The sequence below is a fragment of the Mesobacillus subterraneus genome (assembly GCF_023715485.1).
GTDB lineage: Bacteria > Bacillota > Bacilli > Bacillales > Cytobacillaceae > Mesobacillus > Mesobacillus subterraneus_B.
Window position 1 is genome coordinate 156,276 of sequence record NZ_JAMBOF010000002.1, and the last position, 19,506, is coordinate 175,781.

Genomic DNA, 19,506 nt, shown 5'->3' on the forward strand with positions numbered 1-19,506 from the left:
ATGTGTAAAAGCTTTTTATAATTCCCCACTGGATGTTGGGCTGTTGTTTTTAAAAAATCAGTAGTGCAGCAGCTCGCAGGATCCGCACCCTCCAGCTGCCGCTACTATTAACTTATTGAATCAAAGCTTATTTATCGTTCAATGCTACAACGCCTGGAAGCTCTTTGCCTTCCATGAATTCAAGGGAAGCTCCGCCGCCCGTTGAGATGTGGCTCATTTTGTCAGCCAGGTTGAACTTTTCAACAGCTGCTGCAGAGTCTCCTCCGCCGATGACAGAATATGTATCGCTTGCATCGGCTAACGCTTGTGCTACAGCTTTTGTTCCTTCAGCGAATTTGTCGATTTCAAATACGCCCATTGGTCCATTCCAGATGACCAATTTAGACTTTTGAATCACTTCGCGGTATGTTTCAGCTGTTTTAGGTCCGATATCAAGAGCTTCCCAGTCTGCAGGAATTTCTTCAATCGCAACGACCTTTGTATTTGCATCAGCAGAAAAATCATCAGCAACGATTGCATCAACTGGCATATAGAAGTTAACGCCCTTTGCCTTTGCTTTTTCCATGAACGTCTTAGCCAATTCAATTTTATCTTCTTCTAAAAGAGATTTGCCTACTTCGTGGCCCTGTGCCTTTATGAATGTATAAGCAAGTCCGCCGCCGATAATCAGGTTGTCTACTTTTTCTAATAGGTTGTCTATGACACCAATCTTGTCCTTAACCTTCGCGCCGCCAATAATTGCTGTAAACGGACGTTCAGGGTTTGATAAAGCTTTTCCAAGGACCTCAAGTTCTTTTTCCATCAGGAAGCCTGATACAGCTGGAATGTACTTTGCGATGCCTTCTGTTGAAGCATGTGCACGGTGTGCAGCTCCAAAAGCATCGTTTACATATACATCTGCAAGCTCTGCAAATGCCTTTGCAAGTTCAGGATCATTCTTCTCTTCGCCAGGATAGAAGCGGACATTCTCAAGAAGCAGGACATCGCCCTCGTTCATGCTGTCGATTTCAGATTTCACAGAATCGCCATGAGCTTCATCTGTTTTCTTTACATCCTTGCCAAGCAGCTCAGACAAACGCTTTGCTACCGGAGTTAAACGCAAATCCTCAACAGCCTGCCCTTTTGGACGGCCAAGGTGGCTTGCAAGAAGGACTTTCGCTCCCTGCTCAACTAGATACTGGATTGTTGGAAGTGCAGCACGGATCCTTGTATCGTCCGTTACTTGTCCATCCTTCATCGGCACGTTAAAATCAACGCGGCAAAAAACTCGTTTTCCTTTTACATCCACATCTTTAACTGTCTTTTTATTCAAGGCTAGAGACCTCCTTTAAAATCGCGCTAATGCGCGTTTAAGCAGAAAAAGAGGAGAGGGACTTTTCCCCGCTCCCCTTTTTTCATTCCACTACATTATAGTCGTTAATGGATAGTTTATCCAATGATAGCTTACAGACCTTTTTTAGCGATGAAATCTACAAGGTCAACTACACGGTTAGAGTAACCAGACTCGTTGTCATACCAAGAAATTACTTTTACCATGCTGCCTTCCATAACCATTGTTGAAAGTGCATCGATTGTAGAAGAGTAAGCGTTGCCGTTGTAGTCGCTTGATACAAGCGGCTCTTCGCTGTAGCCAAGGATTCCTTTAAGTTCGCCTTCAGAAGCTTTCTTGAATGCAGCGTTGATTTCTTCAACAGTTACATCTTTGTCAAGCTCAGCAACAAGGTCAACCAATGATACGTTTGGAGTTGGAACACGCATAGCTCCACCATTCAATTTGCCTTTAAGCTCAGGCAATACTAGAGAAACTGCTTTTGCAGCACCAGTAGTTGTAGGAATGATGTTTTCCGCAGCTGCGCGTGCACGACGGTAGTCTTTGTGCGGAAGGTCAAGAATTTGCTGGTCATTTGTGTATGAGTGAACAGTTGTCATCATACCGCGCTTGATGCCGAAGTTGTCGTTCAATACTTTTGCAAATGGAGCCAAGCAGTTTGTCGTACAAGATGCATTAGAGATTACATGGTGGTTAGCTGCATCGTACTTGTCGTCGTTAACACCCATAACGATTGTGATATCTTCGTCAGATGCTGGAGCAGAAATGATAACTTTCTTAGCGCCTGCTTCAAGGTGTTTCGCTGCGTCTGCGCGCTTAGTGAAACGTCCAGTAGATTCTACAACTACTTCTACGCCTAGGTCGCCCCAGCCAAGTTGAGCTGGATCTCTTTCAGCAAGAACTTTTACTTTGTGGCCGTCAACTACAAGATAGTCGCCGTCAACTGTAATTTCTTTATTTAAAGTACCGTGTACAGTGTCATATTTTAAAAGATGAGCAAGCATGTTTGCATCCGTTAAATCGTTAACTGCCACTACTTCTACGTTAGGGTTGTTCAATGCTGCGCGGAAAACTACGCGTCCAATACGTCCAAATCCGTTAATACCAACTTTTACTGCCATGAGTATTTCCTCCTTTGATTCCTTAAAGAATGTTGTTTATATAAAGGTGTTACCCTTGTAACAATGTTTTGGCGGCTCCCTCATCTGTGATCAGGATGGTTGAGGAAGGGGCCTGTTTCATATAGGCTCTGATCGCCTTTGCCTTTGATTCGCCGCCGGCAACCGCAATGACATCGCCAATATTCGCGAGATCGTTCAACTGAAGTCCAATCGTCAGCACTTTGTGGACGATTTCCCCGCCTTCGTTAAAATAATAGCCGAAAGCCTCGCCAACTGCATTTCCATCGAGGATTTTCTGTAAATCCTCAGGGCTGGTATTACGACGTTCCGCCATTGTAATAGCGTCTCCAATACCATGTAAAACCATGCTAGCTGATTTCACTAAATTCCATACTTCGTAAATCAGCGGCTCCTTAATGAAGGATTCGTAAATCTCGCTGCTGACCTGGTCGGGTACATAAAAAACGCGATGGCGCGATTTCGTGTTGTCCGCCATGATTGCGCAAATCGTGTTTGCCTGATTCTTGACGTCTTCACCAATTCCGCCCCGTGCCGGTACAAACAGCAAATCCTTCTCGCCAAAGTCGGGCGTCAGCATATCCGCCACAGCCGCCATTGTCGATCCTCCAGTCACAGCAATTATATTGTTGCTTTGGAGAAGATCTTTCATGCAAATGGCTGTCGCACGCCCCAGCTCACTTTTAACCCATGGCGATCGGTCGCTGTCGCCAGGGACAACGATTACTTTCCTGATGCCCATGCGCTCCTTTAGTTGGCGTTCTAAAGAATTTATACCCATTATATCGCGCATTACACTATCAAGACTTTCCAGTATATCTTTTCCCTCTTCAGTCAGGGTCATTCCCTGAACGGACATCGAGATCAGATTCTGGTCCTTCAAAAATTCAACCTCTGAACGCAAAACCCGTTCTGTCAGGTTCAAGCTAACGGAAAGGTTTCTCCTGCCTACAGGCTGCATCACGTTTATGTACTGCAGGATGAGGTATCGTTTTTGCATAACTTGCATTAAATCGGGCAATATTCTTTTTTGAATATCAATGAGCGGTTTGTGCATAATGATATTCTCCTTTTTACTTGTTGGTCATAAAATGTCCCGCCAAGACATATTATGTCCCACCTGCGGTAAAAAAAATCACCCCTGCTACAGATTTCATTCTAACAGGAGTGAAAACCTTATTCAACTGATAAACTCAAGGTTTTTTCTTGAAAACGCTTCACTTATGAACTTTTTGTTAATAATCCCGTATTGAAGCTCTTCCCCGTCCAGTTCCACGACCGGAATCATGATCCCATACTTTTCAACCAGATCATCATCCAGGTCGATGTTGATTTCTTCTATTGAAAAATTCCATTGCTGCTGCAGTTCCTTGAGTATCTCTCTGGCTGTTTCGCATAAATGGCAGCGCGGGCGTGAGTAGAGTGTGACTGTTTTCATAATGAAACTCCTTTTTTAGCTGGTTTCAAACCGTAGTTTCACCAATATGGGCTATAGAAAATGATTCATTCCTAAAAAATGATTATATTTCTAACTTCGGCGAGTGCCATTCATTCGTCAAACCGTTTTCGCTTTGATGACGACGGTATGCCGAGCTGGTCACGATATTTCGCCACCGTTCTGCGGGATACAACCATTCCCTCCCGGTTTTTTAGCATTTCGACTATATCCTGGTCTGAAATCGGTTTTTGTTTATTCTCTTCTTTTATAAAGAGCTCAATCGCCGCTTTTACTTTCTGCGAAGACGCCTGATCATTCTCAGTTGTCTGCAAAGCACTTGTAAAAAATGATTTCAGCTCATAAGTCCCTGCAGGTGTCTGCATATATTTTTCCCGGACGGTCCGGCTTACCGTTGATTCATGGATATCAAGCTCCTCAGCTACTTCCCTCATGGTCATCGGATTTAAATGAGCAGGTCCTTTCATGAAAAAATCCGGCTGCTTTTCAATGATTTTCATCGATACTTTTAGCAGCGTTTCCTTCCGCTGCATGAGGCTGCGCTGGATCCACTGGTAATCTCCCTGCTTTTCCTGTAGGAATTTATTCACATCTGGGTCCTTATGACCTGAAAGCTCCCGGTAATAGCCTTCATTAAAAGAAATCTTTGGAATGAGCGCATCAAACACGCTTACCGAAAGCTCATCACCCTCGCGCCTTACTACGACATCGGGAACGATGTACGCTGGCTTTTCCCGCTGGAAAGCAGCACCTGGCTTTGGATTTAGCTGCTGGACATAATCGAATACTTTTTGGATGTCTTTAATGTCGATGTCCATTATTTTCGCCAGCGCTTTCCACTTTTTTTCGGCAAAAAGGAGGAAATGCTCGGAGATGATTTTTATTGAAAGATCAATTTCGGGCGTAGTGCGCGTCCGCTCCAGCTGGAGAATCAAACATTCCTGCAGGTTCCTGGCAGCGATTCCCGCAGGGTCCAGGCCGTGAAGCTTTGAAATTGCGGATTCAACCATCTCGTCAGTCAGATTAAACCTCCTAGCGACATCAACACGGCCGTTATCCAGGTAACCGTTTTCATCTATGCTTTCAATCAATGCATGTAAAATTTGTTTCTCGTTAGGTGTGACAGTTAATAAGTTCAATTGTGAGAGTAGATGGTCTTCAAGAGTCTCACTCTCATTCGAACCAATCTGTTCAATTAAGTTTTTCTGGTCGCGCTCAAATGTCCGCTTCTGCGTCTTTTTCGTGCGGTCCATGTTCGTATCGAAATTTTTGATATTCTTATAGTCCACTTGAATCAGGGGATTTTCCATTGATTTAGCTTCAAGAAATGCAGCAAGCTCCTGGGCAGAGTATTGCAAAAGTGCAATCGCCTGGGAAAGCTCTTGAGTCATCGCCAATTTTAACGTCTGCTTTTGCCACAATCCAGCTTTAAGATCCATCCAAATCACCCCTGCACCCATTTTACATGATAAATAGGGTTTGGTGTATGGAAAGAATTTGGCATCAGGACTTTTAACCTAAGGACAAAAAAGAAAACCCCTCGCCTGAAATCAGACAAGAGGTTTTGGCAGCGCCCTCGGCAGGAATCGAACCCACAATCTAAGTCTATATAATAGAAAAAAATGATAACAACCAAGGTATATTTTCATTTACTTTTCACCTCACTTCGATAATAAGACAAAATTAAATTAAACAAACAGTCGGTCAAAAAACGGACATTTTAAAAAACAATAGCAAGCATAACCACAACGATTATTCCGTACATGCATGCCATATCCTCTTCTGACAAAATCCTCTTTTTCACGACGTATGTCCCATAGCTTCCCTTCACCTTCTTCAATTTAATTCTTCTAACCGATTCGTATATGGATGCCTCCTGACGTCTGGATTCTTTCTTGAACCTTCCCATCTGGTCCCTGGATCTATGACTGACGTCTTTCGATTCGGGCAACTCTTGATTCAGGTGTAGAAGCTCGGCTATTAATCACAATTTTTCTCTCTCGGTCATCATGATTATTGACGTCCTTCCTCTCTCCTGTTGTTTTCGGTTCCTGCTCCCTCCTAGTTCCATCTGATCCAGCTGCCATAAAGGGGAGGGCAGAGAGACGTCAGCTATTTGATTATCGCGCATCAACTTTAAGAATTCCTCCGAGTGTGCAGCTGTGAATAACGCTGCCCTGATGATTTGATTCCTGTCCAGGTGTGTGGATTGGAACAACTTATCCACATACTGTTGATAACAATCTGCATAACGTACAGTGGGTATATACATATGACGTCCCTCCCTCAAATATAAATACAGCCGCAATCAACAAAATTAGTGGGCATGCAAGGATCCATTCCATATCAGATTCGTCTTTCGAGTTTTGAACCAATCTCTCTTGTTTATCATGTTCTGTTCCTCTCATGCCATAGCCTCCTTCTTTGACGTCTTATGACGTCGTTAGTAAAGGATATTTGATACCGCTTGTCCTCTATTCCCATTTGTATTTTATTAAGGCGTGAGTTTTTGGGAACTATGGTAAAACTCCATTTTTATGAAGGAAATAGAGACACTAGTTGGAATATATAATTAAAGGAGTGAAACTACATGTGGGGAGTAGGGAAGCCTAGAAGTAAATTGGGGAAATGGCTTGACACTAAAGGTCTTAACCAACAGGATTTGGGAAGGGAAGCGAAGATCAGTAAAAACACATTGACAAAAGTGTGCAACAACCCGGAATACATACCGAGACAAGATATTATGAAAAAAATATTAGGAGCCATCAGGAAAGTTGATCCAGAAGCTAAAATGAGTGACTTTTGGGATATGTAAATTCCTAAGCGCTTGGGAAAATGAAGTTTAGGGTGATCACAATGAATATTGTTTTAGCAATTACATTTATATCTCGAGGTATAAGAGTACAACGTAGTGGGTCATTTAATAAGAGAGGAAGAACTCCAGAGCGAGTTGCTATTGACTGTATCCAAGAGATAAAAAAGGAAATGGATGTTGAAGGATTACTTTCTGTCATTGTGGATGGAAAAGAGGATATAACCGTGAAAGTCATTAAACTGTTAAAAGCCCATCTTGATGATTAGGGCTTCTTTTTTTGATTTAAAAGTTATGGATGATCAATCCGATATAAATTAAGAAATAACTTTAGACAAATGGAAAGGAGTTGTAGTTTTAATATGCACCCTGAAAGTTTAGGAGAGATATTGAGAATGGAAAGGTTTAAAAGAAACCTAACCCAGGAACAAGTTTGTGAAGCACTTCAAATGAATATAAAAACACTTAGTAGGATTGAAAACGATAAAAGCGTCAATGGAAAGACCATCAAAAGGTTAATCGATTTTTACGAATTACAGAACGGAAATCCCTTCCCGATTGAATAAGAAGATATTTATTAGAACATCGAACTTTTTACATATCACAACTTAAGTTACCTTGGAGGTAATAACATGTTAGGATCTTACGAAGTTATTTTTGACAAGTTTTTTGAGGTTTTTATACCTGTGATGAATTCAGTTTTAGTTCCAATATTATTATGGATTATGTTACCTGGCTTAGTAACCCAAATTCTACTCAAGAGAAATGGAGCCTACACAATTGGGGCATTTATAGGATTGATTGGGATGTTTACGATAGGCCCGTATTCTAATAGCCGTTTTTTATAATGATATTAATTCAAAAAGCCCCTCTCGAATGAGATGGGTTAATTTTTTTTTTTGCAGTGATATAATCTTCTGTATACTATCGGGAGGTTAACAGATGAATAACGAAAGCTTAGGCACTCGGGTAAGACTCGAAAGATTTAAAAGAAACATGTCTCAAGAAGAAGTTTGCGAAAGGTTACATATGACGACTAGGACTCTAGGCCAAATTGAAAATGACAAGGGAAAACACCGTCAATCCACATTAAAAAAGTTAACAGATTTCTATGGTATAGATCCTGAAGAAGTGGAATAACCCACTCTTTGAGGTGGCTTCTAATTATAAAGCCTTAAATTAAATGTTTTTACTCCGATATATCAGTGAAGCCACAACAAGGAGATGGATAGATTGAGCTTAGATGCACTGACAGCAAAGATTAACAGATATGTAGAAGAAATGGAATTTGCTACCGCTAGGGTTTATATTGAAGAAAATATTGAAATCTTAAATAATCATAAAAATATGTTAAATAAGAATGCAAGAGAGTTATTGGATTTCCTTCTGGAATTGCAAGCTGAAGGTGGACAACCATTGACAAAAAAGGATATGGCAATCATTAATGCAATAAATACATACGCCCATAAATTCGATGTTAGAGGAATCAAGATGCTCGTTAAGGATAATCCGAACCTACTATTAAGAAAAGATACACCAGCATATCTGAACGCTGATGCCAAAATTATTCTTCAAGGCATGGGAGCAATCTGAGGAAGTCAACAAACTGATATAAGCCCCACTCTGAGTGAGGCTTCTTTTTATTGAATCAGGTATAACTTTTTGTATTTCTTGTTTGCCTTGACAATCTCACCGAACTTGCCAACTTCTTTGATATCCAGCTTGTTTAAACCGTAGCAATGAAAATGCGTGAAATGATCAAACAATTTATCCACCTGTACCATTTCATCTTTTCGCATTGGTTGCCGGCAGACTACGCAGATCGGCTGCACCTTCTCCAGTACTCTTCTTCCCAAGTTAATTCCCTCCTTGTAATCAAAATTCAATACACGAAAGGACTTTTCCTTGTCGTTCACAATATTGTTGCATTTAAACCAGCCGTAAACCTCCTGCTGCTAAAAATAAATAAAAAAAACCTTCTCAAGAGAGAAAGGTTTTTTCTTATGATAGATGCCTATAAAACGGCTGCCAATACAGACCGCTTATGTGTTAGAGTTGTCACACGTTTTATAGGGCTTACTCTATCTTGCTATTATATATGCTCAAAAAAAGGCCAAATATACCTGGTCAATTTTAAAAATTTGGGTGACATGGCGCAAAACCAATAAATCGACTACCACACAGGCAGTTTATGTGTAAGATATTTTCACACGATTTTAAAGGGTTTACTTGCGCCGTATTTGATGAGTTAATATTAACATTATTTGTTTTCACTTGCAAACAAAAAAGTTACTTAAAAACTAACCACTTTTTGTTGACCGAAAAATCTCCGAGGAAATTGTTCTTTTTGAACAATTTTATCTGAAATTAAATCATAATTGTAGCAATGACCGTATTCATATTTAGAATTAATAGCATTTGCTACAAAATCTGCTGCCTGAATTGGGTATGAATTTTGAGATTCAATATAATTAACTTCTATATCGAGGTCCAGATTCAAATCATAATTCAATCTAATTTTTATGTAATTTTCAAAGGAGTTTGTTGATTCTACTTTAATGGTTCTCTTATCCAAGTTAATCACTAGGTGTTTAAGACCTTTTTTCATTGCAACGGGTTCTATAATGAATTTAAGCATAAAATTATAAAGCAGGTTCTCATCCTCAAGTAATTTTGGTTTTACGTGATGAAGGTCGGCAACAATATATCTGATAGTTAAATCCTTAGAAGCGATTTTCCTAAGAAAATAATCTTTGATTATTGGGTTAGAATCGCTTGCTTTAATTTCATCTATGTTTTGAAAATCAGAAAAATTTTGCTTCGTTTTTAAAACTGCTTTTTTCATAACATTAGTCAATGGCTTTGTATAAGGCATCTCAATGCAAGCAATAGTAAAATATCTACCTTTTTTTCCTAGATTACCAGACTCATCAAAATTTAAAATCAACCTGTCACCCATTTTATACATACCCTTTCAATATGCGATATTTTCAAATGCATATATCTTGATGTAAATATGATTATAACACTTTTAATGCGCAAGTTATATGTTATTATAAAACTGTAATTTTTATTATTGAATAAATATGATCAAGCCCCTCTCGAATGAGAAGGGCTTGATTTTTATTTGCTTTGTAGTTCTCCTGCAAATACAATGTTACCATGTTCGTCGATGGTTATATTCCCAATTCTCATATTAATCACCTCTATTAAAAAACCAGCTAAAGCATTATGCTATTAGCTGGCTACCTTTTTAACTGAAAATCAATTCGACTGAATTTACTTTCTCATATTTTAGAGTTTCTGAGTCTGTTTTAATTTCAGCATTGTTATTTTTTCCACGTACAATTAGACCAAATAGTTCACTTACTGTTTTTTCGTCATTTGGTAACTCTTGTTCAAAGTACCTTCCGTCTTTAAAAATGTATCGGATTTTCATTGTTATCACCTCCCCCCTGCCAAAATCTATATTTCGACAGGGAAGAACAAGGTCCTTCATTTTTTCAAAAATCCTCCAACCGCCTGGGCAGTAGCAAACCTGTCAGGACCAGAGAGAAGCGTGACTTTATCCGCAACAATCCCCTCCTTGGATCCACCAACTACATAAAGCTCCTTGGCCACTTTCTTTCCTTTTGCTACAGACCGTAGATAAATCGGTGCCCCCAACTTTATCGCCAGCCTCTCCGCTGCAGGGAAATCTTCGAATCCATTAATGACTACTGCTTTTTCTAACATATCCTCTTCCTCCTTTGGTTTTGTTACTGGCTTTGCTGCAGGTTTGGTAGCAGGTTGGTTCAAACGAGCCAACTCTTTAGCGACAGCTGCTCTAAAGTCCCCCCATCTTCCTTCGCTTAAAATTCTATGGGGACAATACTTACCGCTCCAATCCTGATGCTTTTTGACTCGCTCAACTCCCCATCCTCTTTCTTTCAGCATCTGAGCGATTAGTTTTATTGTCTTGGATTCTGCAGCTCTGTATCGAGGCCCGCCAGACTTGCTGTAACAAATCTCGATATGGATAGATGATCGGTTTCCGGGACCTTTCCCACCGTCTCCTGCTGCCCAGGCATTCCGATTTAGTGGAATGCCAAGAATAGCTTCTTCACCATCAACCGCTATGTGGAAGGACACCTCTTTATCGTTGCTGATCATATAATTAATTTCTGCTTCCGCACTAGCATCGTTGTAAGTGTTGTGGACCGTGATGCTGGTAGGCGTCATGCTATTAGGGCATTTAATATGATACTTTGATACAAGTACAAGGTTTTGCTTCACTGGAATAGCCATAACATTTCACTCCTTTCAAAATTAAAAGCTGCCCGAGAGGACAGCTTTATTTCTTCATTTTTCCTTGTGCTATAAGCGCCTTCTTCTGCAGCTGCGCCTTCTTACTCACATATGTGTTCTTCCACACAGTCCAGGCATTGACCGCTATAAAAATACTCATGATAATAAAATCAGCGATGTCACCGGCAAACGGAGTAATATCCACGTTAAAGATCCCCTTTAATCCCAATGCAAATAATGAAAGCCACCCTGATAATAGGATGGCCCAGTCTTTCCAAGTTTTCGGTTGTTCGTACATTTTCTTTTCCTCCTTATCCTTTAAAAACTTCAAAAACGATTGTTATCGATCCACCCACAACCGCAACAATTGTGGCAGTGATAAGCGCAGTAGTTATCGTGCGTTTTAACCATTTGGTGTCATCTTTGATTTCCTTCAGAGCATCCTTTATACCCTGAATGGTCTGATCCTGCAGAAGTGTTTTATCCTGGAGTCGTCGGATGTCGCCTTTCATCTCTTCGATGTCTTTTTGTATGGTCTGTTTCCAAATATCCACGCTATTCTCCTCCAATGCTCACTTCCCCCCTAACGATTATCTCTATTGGCCAAAATAAAAAAGCCTATTGGGCTTCCTGTGGCGTTGCTAATATCTGCTGTGCTTCCTGCTCGGTGATAAATCCTTTTGCTGCATAACTATTAACCTGAGTTTCCGTTACCTTGCCAAACACCCACATATTGAGGACAAATTGATACATATTATTAGTCATTCCTTTCTCCTTTTACATAAAGTCCATTAATGTGACAACTGCTAACTCAGTTGATTCCAGTCTTGATTTTAATTCCGCATTCACTTTCCTTAGTGTCTCTAATTCTGACGGTTCTTTCTTGGGGTTGTCCACCGAAAACTTATATTCTTCAGTAGCTCCTTCAACCCATGCCCTGTTTTGCCACTTAGGGATATAAAGACCATCTGGGACAGGGAGTGAAATGAGATCAGCTTGGAGAACATCCATTTCATTCACCACAACTGGTTCCAAGATGTAACCATCCTCATTAATTTTATTGACCTGAATCATCATTCGAATCACCCCCCTAAGAAGTAAATGCCATCCAACGCCAGCCAGTTACCTGCTGATACTGCAATGACATTTCCACTAGTGTCGACATCAATCCTGCCGTTTCCGGCAGAGTTATTGGACCAGCATGAAAATAACTGCCTGAGTGAGGGTCTATACCCAACTGGTAAGGTGAATAATGTCTTTCCATCGGCACCCCCTGTTAAGAACCCGCGTAGATGTACAAAACCCATAGCATCTTTATAGTAACCAGCAGTCATATAAATGCTTCCGTAGTTCGCCATTCCATTCAACAGGGTTGGTGCAATCCATCCACGATCGGCAGTTGTAACGTTGTTAGCTCCTGAAATACTGATTCCTGTTCCAATAACTCGGGCTTTCTCAGCCCCATATGCTGAAAGCATTAAGAATCTGTCAGCCCAAATGTTTCCGTGTATCTCTCCATTCCAGTTTCCGGTATAAACACTGACCCCATCTCCTCCAGAGCCTTCCACAAACAAGCCATTGCCATTGACTTTTGCTGTATTACTAGTTCCGATTTTTGCTTCTAGGAAACCCGCATAAACATTCGTGATCCATGAGTCTTTAACGGATTGGATTAACCCATTTTCAATGGTAACAGTTCCATTACTGGTAGATGTCACTGAGAGTTTCCCTGAGAATAAGCCTGTGGCCCCAGATAATACTCCTTTGAACGTGACATTCCCATTCACATCAACAATAAATTTCCCGTTACCAAGATTCATGGTGACCCCTGTGATATCACCGGCAGTTATCGACCCGAGGTTCGCTGAAAGTGCTGAAAGGTACATCACAAGGATCTCTCTAGATGTAACTGAATCAGCTTTGATTTTCCCTCCATCGATTTCCGTTGTGCCATTCGCAACCCAACCGTTTACCAATAACCCATTTTCGAATCCATACTGTTCTGCATCTGTGGCAGCTCGCACCTTTACAGAATCAAACTGGATGGTCTTAGATGTAATTGCTCCCAATCCAGTCCATCCACCCATGGGCCAAATCGTAAAACCGGTGTAACCAGCTGGTATAGCTGCAGATGGAAGTTTAATTACCTCAGTAATCGTGTACCATTTATTCAACACAGGATTCGAAACATAATCTGCAAATCTTATCATGGTATCTACATCGGTTGTCCCTTCCATTCTTATCAAAACACCAGCACCGTCTATGGTTCCTGCTGTAAGTTTGAAGGTGACTTCCAACGTCAGATATTGGCTGTACCCTACATTTGTTACAGATTTATAGATGTACGTGTTGGAATTAGCTGGAACAACATATTGTACAGCGTTCCCATTAGCTTTATTATCAGAAGCCACCTTTGTTGGAGCACTTCCCGCTCCTAAGGCATAACCGTCCGGATAGGTTCCTGACCAATCATAGAAAGAAGAATTTATACCGAAAAGCATTGCTTCATCTGCCTCTGGCCCTCTTGGTCCAGAATCTCCTTTTGGTCCTTGGCTTCCTGTTTGTCCTTGTGGTCCTTGAGGCCCCTGAGGTCCTACTGGTCCAGTAGCGCCTGTGTCTCCTTTGGGACCCATGACCAGTTGCCAGGAGTATTTTGAAGGGTCGGTTGAATCTGCTGACGTATAATCTGTGTAGGTACCTATATATGTTCGACCGGTTGAATCTGTGGTAGAAAAACCAGTTGTCCCAGTTGAGTTCGTCGCCCAGGCTGTATGAAAATAAGGTGTTAAGCCGTTATCTCCCTTTGGCCCCGGTAGCCCTTGAGCACCATCGGCACCCTTTATCAACGTCCAATTATAAGCTGAGGGATTCGTGGAGTCATTTGGATTACTATCTACATAAATTCCTATATAGAGTTTGTTAGTTGAATCACTGACAGAAAAGCCACTGGAACCATCAGCGCTGTTCGCATAGGCTATGTGAGTGTAAGATGATGTACCATCTGCCCCTACTGGTCCCTGTATTCCCTGGTCGCCTTTTTGGCCCTGAATCCCCTGCAATCCCTGAGGACCCTGTGCACCCTGGTCTCCCTTTTCGCCCTTGGGCCCTTGAAAAAGAGCCCAGGAATAATCTGCAACATTATTGCTCTCTGCAGCTGTCGTTTTGTTATGAGCCAAACCAATATATTTTTTCCCTGTGGGGCTATCCGACATGTTGGTACCATTAATATCATCTGCGTATTTAATCCAGGTGTACGTTGGTTGCCCATTCTCACCAGTAGGACCTTGAACACCCTGAGGTCCTTGGAATAGAGACCAAGTATAATCTGCAGGATCCATTGAAGGAGTTTCCTCAGTCTGGTTATATGAAAGCCCAATATAACATTTACCTGTAGGGTCTGCACTTATCTTCAGTCCATTCGCATCATCGGCATACATAACCCATGTATAGCTGCCGCTTAACGGAACCCATTGTTGTAAGCCAACATCCCAGCTGTGTGCTACTTCTGAAGAACCACCTGTCTTGATCCAGATGATATTCGGCTTTCCTGGTGGCGCAGTAGGTGACTTTATTACCTTTGTCGCATAAAGGGCCTGCAGCTCCCTCCAGGTCTTCATGACATCTTCTTTTTTGTACTCGATCACTTCACCTAGCTTAAAGGTCTTCTTCGCTTTATTGAAGATAGAACGGTCAACAAAAATAACCCTCGATTCTAAATACATCGGAGGGTTGAAATGCTCATCTTTAATTTTGACTGTATCTCCTAGCCTGGTTATCTCATGCTCATATCCAAAGATGTGTTCAAGACTTGCAGCTTCCACTTCGTATTCAATGGCAGCTGCAATTCGTTTCTTCAGCTCTGTCTCGCCTAACTGAGTTAGCCGCTCGAGTGTCATGTCCTGATCTGTTGATTCAGGTTCATACAACTCAATCAAATGCTTTCCTTTAAGATTCCAGTTCTGGAATGCTGCATCATCGGTTACGACAACCTCAAGCCTGGTTCCATCTTGCCTTTCAGGCCCCAAACAATGTAATGCTGTTACAATACGATCAGAGTAAACTTTTCGATTGATACCGATTAAGTCTTTGCCGAACACAATTTCCTTACCACGATTCAATCCTTGTTTCTTGATGAAATCGACATAGCGTCCAGTTACCTGGTCACCGTCCACAGTCACCCTAAATCTTATTTCACACTCAAACAGCGAAGCAATTGCCTTAAGTGCTTCATACGCGTCAAGATGTCGATCTATGGTCCACTTTCGAATGCCACTGTAATCGACGATTCCTACCTGCCATTCTTGGTCACTGAGTACCAGTCCTGCAGCTGTTTGTATTGTCTGTGCATCAAGAACTTGAGGTGAAATGATTTTCGCTTTACGAATATCGACGAATGATCCTTTTGCTTCGACCTCTTTTTCCATCGAAAAAGTAGTTTCGTTTATATAGGAGACCACAAATTCTCGATAATCAGCCTCTTCATCAGGAATCAATATTCTAGAACGCGCTGCTATTTCTGAAGCTCCGCTTTCGTTAACCAGTAATTTAAATTTGTATACTTCTTCATTTTTTATGGAATTTTGGTGGCTATCATCTTTGACTATACTGATCCACCCGGTAATTTTATCTGTTTGATGGTGCAGTATATGAATCATCGATACGGAGGCCTCCATTCTGCTTCAATCTTTCCAATTACTTCAGGAGGGCTAAACACTAAAGGATTATCTCCTGGTTTAAGGTAAAAGAAGCGAGCTCCAAAATCTTTCCGATAAAAGAAATCTCCATTTTTTAGGATTTTCTCTGTTTTCATATCAAATTCAAATACGTCTCCACTTGTACCAATGTACGGGATCTGACTTTCTGTCAGCAGGTTTATCTTATCAATCTTTAAATCTTGAATACTCATTTGAGAAGGAATAGATGTTCCGTTGGCACCAATATGGACAACGACATGCGCTACTTTTCGAGTGAATTGATTCTCAAGGTCTATCCATTCCACTAGTTTTCTGGCTGTCCTCTGATCAGCTTGTCCATCAATGAATTTGCAGACATATGCAGTCCATTTATTGCCTTTCTTCGTCAGTTGCAGCAAGCCGTTAAAATTGTGCCAAGTATCCCAGTTGGTTCCATATTCGTTTATTAAGAAAGTGCTAACTACGCTATCTCCAATCCTAATTTCAACGATGTTACCGCCTTGACCTTTCGAAATGTCTTTGATAGCCAATTTACCTACAGCGTTTTTATTGACATCGAGCAAATATAGCTCAATACGCCCAATCTTTGAAAGGTCATCATTATCCAGGATAGGCTGTAAAGAGACCTCAAAATCTGTAAGTTCTTGGCCAAGGGATTTAATTTTAGCCGGTCCGTGCCAGCTGGATCCAGTTCCGAATGATGAAGCGTAGAATTTTGCACCATCACTGGCCATCGTTCCAACTACTTCCCCGCCATCGATGTCCGTATTGGCTGCATCTCCCCATCCTGTTAGAGTAGACATCGTATCATGCAGGATCGCTTCTTTTTCTGCCACAGCAGCCTTATCAATATCCATTGGCCGTCCAATCCTCATATAATCCTTGTCCCCAATAATATCTAAATAAGTGGTGGACTGTTTCAAAGTCACCTTAATATTAGGTGGAGCACCAACTGCACCTTCGTTGTTTAAAACTATCAGTGCAGTTGCATCTGTGACTGGTTGGATGAATTGTAATGGTCCGTATTTGAAAGGATCAGGGCATAGGAAAGTGATTGCTCCTTTTCCTATGAAGATATATTCATCCCAGTCTTGTTGCCCCTCTGGCATCCCGAAATATTCTTTGTCGGGTTCATCGGAAAAGACAATAGATTTTGGTTCATTAACATCCAGATATTGATTTAATTGGTCTACTTTTTTTCTTATATCTGAGAGGGAATTGCCAGTCAATTCAAATCTGACTTTTATAGGGCGTTCTGGCGTTCTACGGTCCTGATAATAAGATCCAGGTCGACCATAGACGGAGAAACGATTTACTTCCTGAGTGAATGGTCCCCTTCCCTCTATCTTCGTTACCGTTATCAGACCACTGAAGTCCTGTCCATTAAATTTTAACAAGTCCTTACCTCCTAGAACGCCAACTTGCTTTCTATTCTTCTTTCATATTCATCTATGAATATATCCATAACTGCCATCATAAATGGCTTGCCATCGATGTTGATAATCGCATATTTCGGAACTTGTCCACTAGCCGTTTCCTGCCTTGGCTGTTCCTCCCGGATAACACTTCTTACGATGTCCTTAAGGTCGTCAAGGGCACCCACGAATTCAGGGCGTTTCTCACCAACACCAATGATTTGAGGTCCATAGAAGATACCTCCTGTGTCATACCAATCGACTGATAGTTTAGGGAGCCCATTTTTCACCCAATCCTTTGGATTAAGTGAAAAGTTACTAACCGCAAAGTGTGGCAACGGGATTTTCGTGCCCATATTGGCAAAGGCGCTTTTAATCTTTCCGATAAAACCAAGGATCAAGTCCTTCGCTGTTTTAATCGGATTGGTTATGGCATTCCCGATGCTGCTAAAGATACTCTTTGCTGCATTGAACAATCCTTGGAATGCGAATTTCGCTCCGGTGTACATGCTTTGGAATCGTCCGATGACAATTTGAACAAGTGTACTAACTACTGTACGGATGGCAGAACCTAAAGCTTGGAAAATTGATACACCGAAGGTTCGAAGGGTTCCGAAGATTTGTGCTCCTTGTGTATACAAACCTTTAAGGAATCCCACTACACGCTCTACGAATCCATTAACGATATTAACCACATGAACGTCGAGGTTTTTAAAAATTTCCACCGTTTTAGACCAGAAGCCTGCAAACGATGAAACCCCTTTTGTAATAAAGGCTTTGATTCCGCCGAGGATTCTTCCTAACATCATCAAGTTAATGAGATTCCAAAGGAATTCCACTGCGCCAAAAAAGAGTTGCTTAATTCCTTCCCACATTTTTGAAAAATCGCCTGTGAAAATACCAGCGAAAATCTTGATTAATCCGATAATGATGTTTAGGGCCCCGTCTATTACTCCTTTGATGTTTTCCCATACCATTTGAACGATAAAAAGTACTGCTGGCATGATGAACTTTATGATATTGAGCAAAAATTTAAAGGCATTTTTCGCAGCTAGGACTATTTGGGCTCCATTCTCGTCCCAAAATTGTTTAATTAAATCTAGTTTTTCCTTAACAAAAGATACCACCGCTGTCAGTGCCGGGATTATTAAAGGAAGCAAGAAGTTCCATAATGCAATTGCAGCTGCCATCCATCCTGAGAAAACCATCTTCCAGTAAGCCAGTAATCCAGTGATATAGGTCTTAACTATTTCAACAGCTGACAGGACCAATTGAACCTGTTCAGACGATAGCCCAACTCTATGAAGTATGGAAACGGCTGCCCCTTCATTTCCTGAGAAAGCATTAAACATTCCGTTAATGGTTTCCTTTGCTAGATCCACATAACCTTTGAACTGCTGAATTGCATCCCTTGCACCCAGAAAGAATTTAATTATTTTCAGTCCTTGTTCCTGTCCGAACGCCTTGGTGATGATTTCAATGAACTGAATGGAGTCACCTTTGATCAGCTCCATGTATCCATTTAATAATGGAATAGCACCTTGCATGCTACTTTTCAATTTTTCGAAAAGGTCCTTCGACATCTCAGCAGAAATCATTTTCAGATTGTCTTTTATAGTGGACAGCATCCCGTTGAACGTTTGGGATTGTTTCTCCATGGCTCCACCAAATCTTCTCCCAAGACCCTCAGTCAATTGAGGTAGTACCTGTTCAGCAAATAGTTTCCCATCCTGAGACATCTTCATCAGTTCCTGAACGCTTTTGCCCTGGGCTTCTGCGATAATCTTCCATGCAGGGATACCGCGTTCTGCCAACTGGTTCATTTCTTCAGCTGAAATTTTCCCCTTCGATGCCATCTGGAAAATGGCCATGGAAACGCCCTGCAACTCATCCTGCCCTCCACCGATTGCAGAAACGGCATCACCTACTGCAGTCAGAGTCTTAAATAGATTGTCACCTTCATAGCCTGCCATGTTTAATAGCTTGGCAGCCTTGTCTAATCCTTCAAATTCGAAAGGAGTTTTGGCACCCATGATTTCCAGTTCTTTTAGCGTTTTCTTTGCTTCTTCCTGGCTACCTAAAATCGTTTCCCATGCAATGGCTGATTGCTCCATCATGGCATTGTAGCCAACGCCGACTTTACTGATGGCACCAGTTAATGTGACCATGGCAGCCGTTGCGACCATAGCGCCATTTTTGATAGTTGACATTGCAGCTGATGCAGAAGATTGAACAGAACCCATTGCTACCTTTACAGCTTTGCTTGCCTGGTCTCTTGCAGAGAGGATAATCTCTACCGTATTTTTACCTGCCATGTTTGCCCTCCTTTCGATTTGCTTGGTATTTATTAATCATTTGCTGGATGATTTCGAA

At 41.4% G+C, this 19,506-nt stretch carries 23 protein-coding genes; 6 read left to right on the forward strand and 17 right to left on the reverse strand.

Annotated features, from left to right (window positions below; translation table 11 throughout):
• Positions 1–127: 127 nt before the first annotated feature.
• From M3204_RS03315 to M3204_RS03340, 6 genes are all read right to left on the reverse strand, one after another.
• A complete protein-coding gene (locus M3204_RS03315) occupies positions 128–1,312 on the reverse strand; it encodes a phosphoglycerate kinase (RefSeq protein WP_251478528.1) in 1,185 nt (394 codons plus the stop codon).
• A 131-nt stretch (positions 1,313–1,443) separates the two neighbouring features.
• The gene (gap, locus tag M3204_RS03320) at positions 1,444–2,451 is read right to left on the reverse strand and encodes a type I glyceraldehyde-3-phosphate dehydrogenase (protein WP_213370605.1); all 1,008 of its coding nucleotides are present in this window, start codon (positions 2,449–2,451) and stop codon (positions 1,444–1,446) included.
• A gap of 49 nt (positions 2,452–2,500) precedes the next feature.
• Positions 2,501–3,526 carry a sugar-binding transcriptional regulator gene (locus tag M3204_RS03325; protein WP_251478530.1) on the reverse strand — a complete coding sequence of 342 codons (1,026 nt, stop codon included), beginning with the start codon at positions 3,524–3,526 and terminating at the stop codon, positions 2,501–2,503.
• Positions 3,527–3,649: 123 nt separating this feature from the next.
• Positions 3,650–3,907: a glutaredoxin family protein gene (locus M3204_RS03330; RefSeq protein ID WP_251478532.1), complete on the reverse strand. Its 258-nt coding sequence runs from the start codon at positions 3,905–3,907 to the stop codon at positions 3,650–3,652.
• 110 nt (positions 3,908–4,017) lie between these two features.
• Positions 4,018–5,364 carry an RNA polymerase factor sigma-54 gene (gene rpoN / locus M3204_RS03335; RefSeq protein ID WP_251478535.1) on the reverse strand — a complete coding sequence of 449 codons (1,347 nt, stop codon included), beginning with the start codon at positions 5,362–5,364 and terminating at the stop codon, positions 4,018–4,020.
• 545 nt (positions 5,365–5,909) lie between these two features.
• Positions 5,910–6,197, reverse strand: coding sequence for a hypothetical protein (locus tag M3204_RS03340; RefSeq protein WP_251478537.1), 288 nt, complete (start codon positions 6,195–6,197; stop codon positions 5,910–5,912).
• 318 nt (positions 6,198–6,515) lie between these two features.
• Between M3204_RS03340 and M3204_RS03345 the strand changes: the two genes are divergently transcribed.
• The 6 genes from M3204_RS03345 (at position 6,516) to M3204_RS03370 (ending at position 8,330) form a co-directional block, all read left to right on the forward strand.
• Positions 6,516–6,740: a helix-turn-helix domain-containing protein gene (locus M3204_RS03345; protein ID WP_251478539.1), complete on the forward strand. Its 225-nt coding sequence runs from the start codon at positions 6,516–6,518 to the stop codon at positions 6,738–6,740.
• 41 nt (positions 6,741–6,781) lie between these two features.
• Positions 6,782–7,006, forward strand: coding sequence for a hypothetical protein (locus tag M3204_RS03350; RefSeq protein ID WP_251478541.1), 225 nt, complete (start codon positions 6,782–6,784; stop codon positions 7,004–7,006).
• A 93-nt stretch (positions 7,007–7,099) separates the two neighbouring features.
• Positions 7,100–7,303, forward strand: a complete 204-nt coding sequence (locus M3204_RS03355) for a helix-turn-helix domain-containing protein (RefSeq protein WP_285856886.1) — start codon at positions 7,100–7,102, stop codon at positions 7,301–7,303.
• A 66-nt stretch (positions 7,304–7,369) separates the two neighbouring features.
• Positions 7,370–7,585 carry a hypothetical protein gene (locus M3204_RS03360; RefSeq protein WP_251478545.1) on the forward strand — a complete coding sequence of 72 codons (216 nt, stop codon included), beginning with the start codon at positions 7,370–7,372 and terminating at the stop codon, positions 7,583–7,585.
• 94 nt (positions 7,586–7,679) lie between these two features.
• A complete protein-coding gene (locus M3204_RS03365) occupies positions 7,680–7,877 on the forward strand; it encodes a helix-turn-helix domain-containing protein (RefSeq protein WP_251478547.1) in 198 nt (65 codons plus the stop codon).
• A gap of 93 nt (positions 7,878–7,970) precedes the next feature.
• On the forward strand, positions 7,971–8,330 hold the full coding sequence (locus M3204_RS03370) for a hypothetical protein (protein WP_251478549.1): 360 nt from the start codon (positions 7,971–7,973) through the stop codon (positions 8,328–8,330).
• 47 nt (positions 8,331–8,377) lie between these two features.
• Here M3204_RS03370 and M3204_RS03375 read toward each other — a convergent pair whose 3' ends face one another.
• From M3204_RS03375 to M3204_RS03430, 11 genes are all read right to left on the reverse strand, one after another.
• Entirely contained in the window at positions 8,378–8,593 is a 216-nt protein-coding gene (locus M3204_RS03375) for a hypothetical protein (RefSeq protein WP_251478551.1), read from the reverse strand.
• Positions 8,594–9,030: 437 nt separating this feature from the next.
• The gene (locus tag M3204_RS03380; protein WP_251478553.1) at positions 9,031–9,696 is read right to left on the reverse strand and encodes a DUF3800 domain-containing protein; all 666 of its coding nucleotides are present in this window, start codon (positions 9,694–9,696) and stop codon (positions 9,031–9,033) included.
• 294 nt (positions 9,697–9,990) lie between these two features.
• Positions 9,991–10,176, reverse strand: coding sequence for a hypothetical protein (locus M3204_RS03385; RefSeq protein ID WP_251478555.1), 186 nt, complete (start codon positions 10,174–10,176; stop codon positions 9,991–9,993).
• A gap of 56 nt (positions 10,177–10,232) precedes the next feature.
• Positions 10,233–11,024 carry a peptidoglycan recognition protein family protein gene (locus tag M3204_RS23620; protein ID WP_285856887.1) on the reverse strand — a complete coding sequence of 264 codons (792 nt, stop codon included), beginning with the start codon at positions 11,022–11,024 and terminating at the stop codon, positions 10,233–10,235.
• Between the two features lie 46 nt (positions 11,025–11,070).
• Positions 11,071–11,322, reverse strand: a complete 252-nt coding sequence (locus tag M3204_RS03395) for a phage holin (protein WP_251478558.1) — start codon at positions 11,320–11,322, stop codon at positions 11,071–11,073.
• A gap of 13 nt (positions 11,323–11,335) precedes the next feature.
• Positions 11,336–11,578 carry a hemolysin XhlA family protein gene (locus M3204_RS03400; protein ID WP_251478560.1) on the reverse strand — a complete coding sequence of 81 codons (243 nt, stop codon included), beginning with the start codon at positions 11,576–11,578 and terminating at the stop codon, positions 11,336–11,338.
• A 64-nt stretch (positions 11,579–11,642) separates the two neighbouring features.
• Positions 11,643–11,789 (reverse strand): hypothetical protein, encoded by a 147-nt coding sequence (locus tag M3204_RS03405; RefSeq protein WP_251478562.1) that lies wholly within the window; start codon positions 11,787–11,789, stop codon positions 11,643–11,645.
• A 12-nt stretch (positions 11,790–11,801) separates the two neighbouring features.
• Positions 11,802–12,101, reverse strand: coding sequence for a hypothetical protein (locus M3204_RS03410; RefSeq protein ID WP_251478564.1), 300 nt, complete (start codon positions 12,099–12,101; stop codon positions 11,802–11,804).
• A gap of 5 nt (positions 12,102–12,106) precedes the next feature.
• The gene (locus M3204_RS23625) at positions 12,107–15,679 is read right to left on the reverse strand and encodes a phage tail spike protein (RefSeq protein WP_285856889.1); all 3,573 of its coding nucleotides are present in this window, start codon (positions 15,677–15,679) and stop codon (positions 12,107–12,109) included.
• On the reverse strand, positions 15,676–17,115 hold the full coding sequence (locus tag M3204_RS03425) for a distal tail protein Dit (RefSeq protein ID WP_251478566.1): 1,440 nt from the start codon (positions 17,113–17,115) through the stop codon (positions 15,676–15,678). The genes M3204_RS23625 and M3204_RS03425 overlap by 4 nt, the downstream gene beginning before the upstream one ends.
• Positions 17,116–17,126: 11 nt before the next feature.
• Positions 17,127–19,448 carry a tape measure protein gene (locus M3204_RS03430; protein ID WP_251478568.1) on the reverse strand — a complete coding sequence of 774 codons (2,322 nt, stop codon included), beginning with the start codon at positions 19,446–19,448 and terminating at the stop codon, positions 17,127–17,129.
• Positions 19,449–19,506 lie beyond the last annotated feature (58 nt).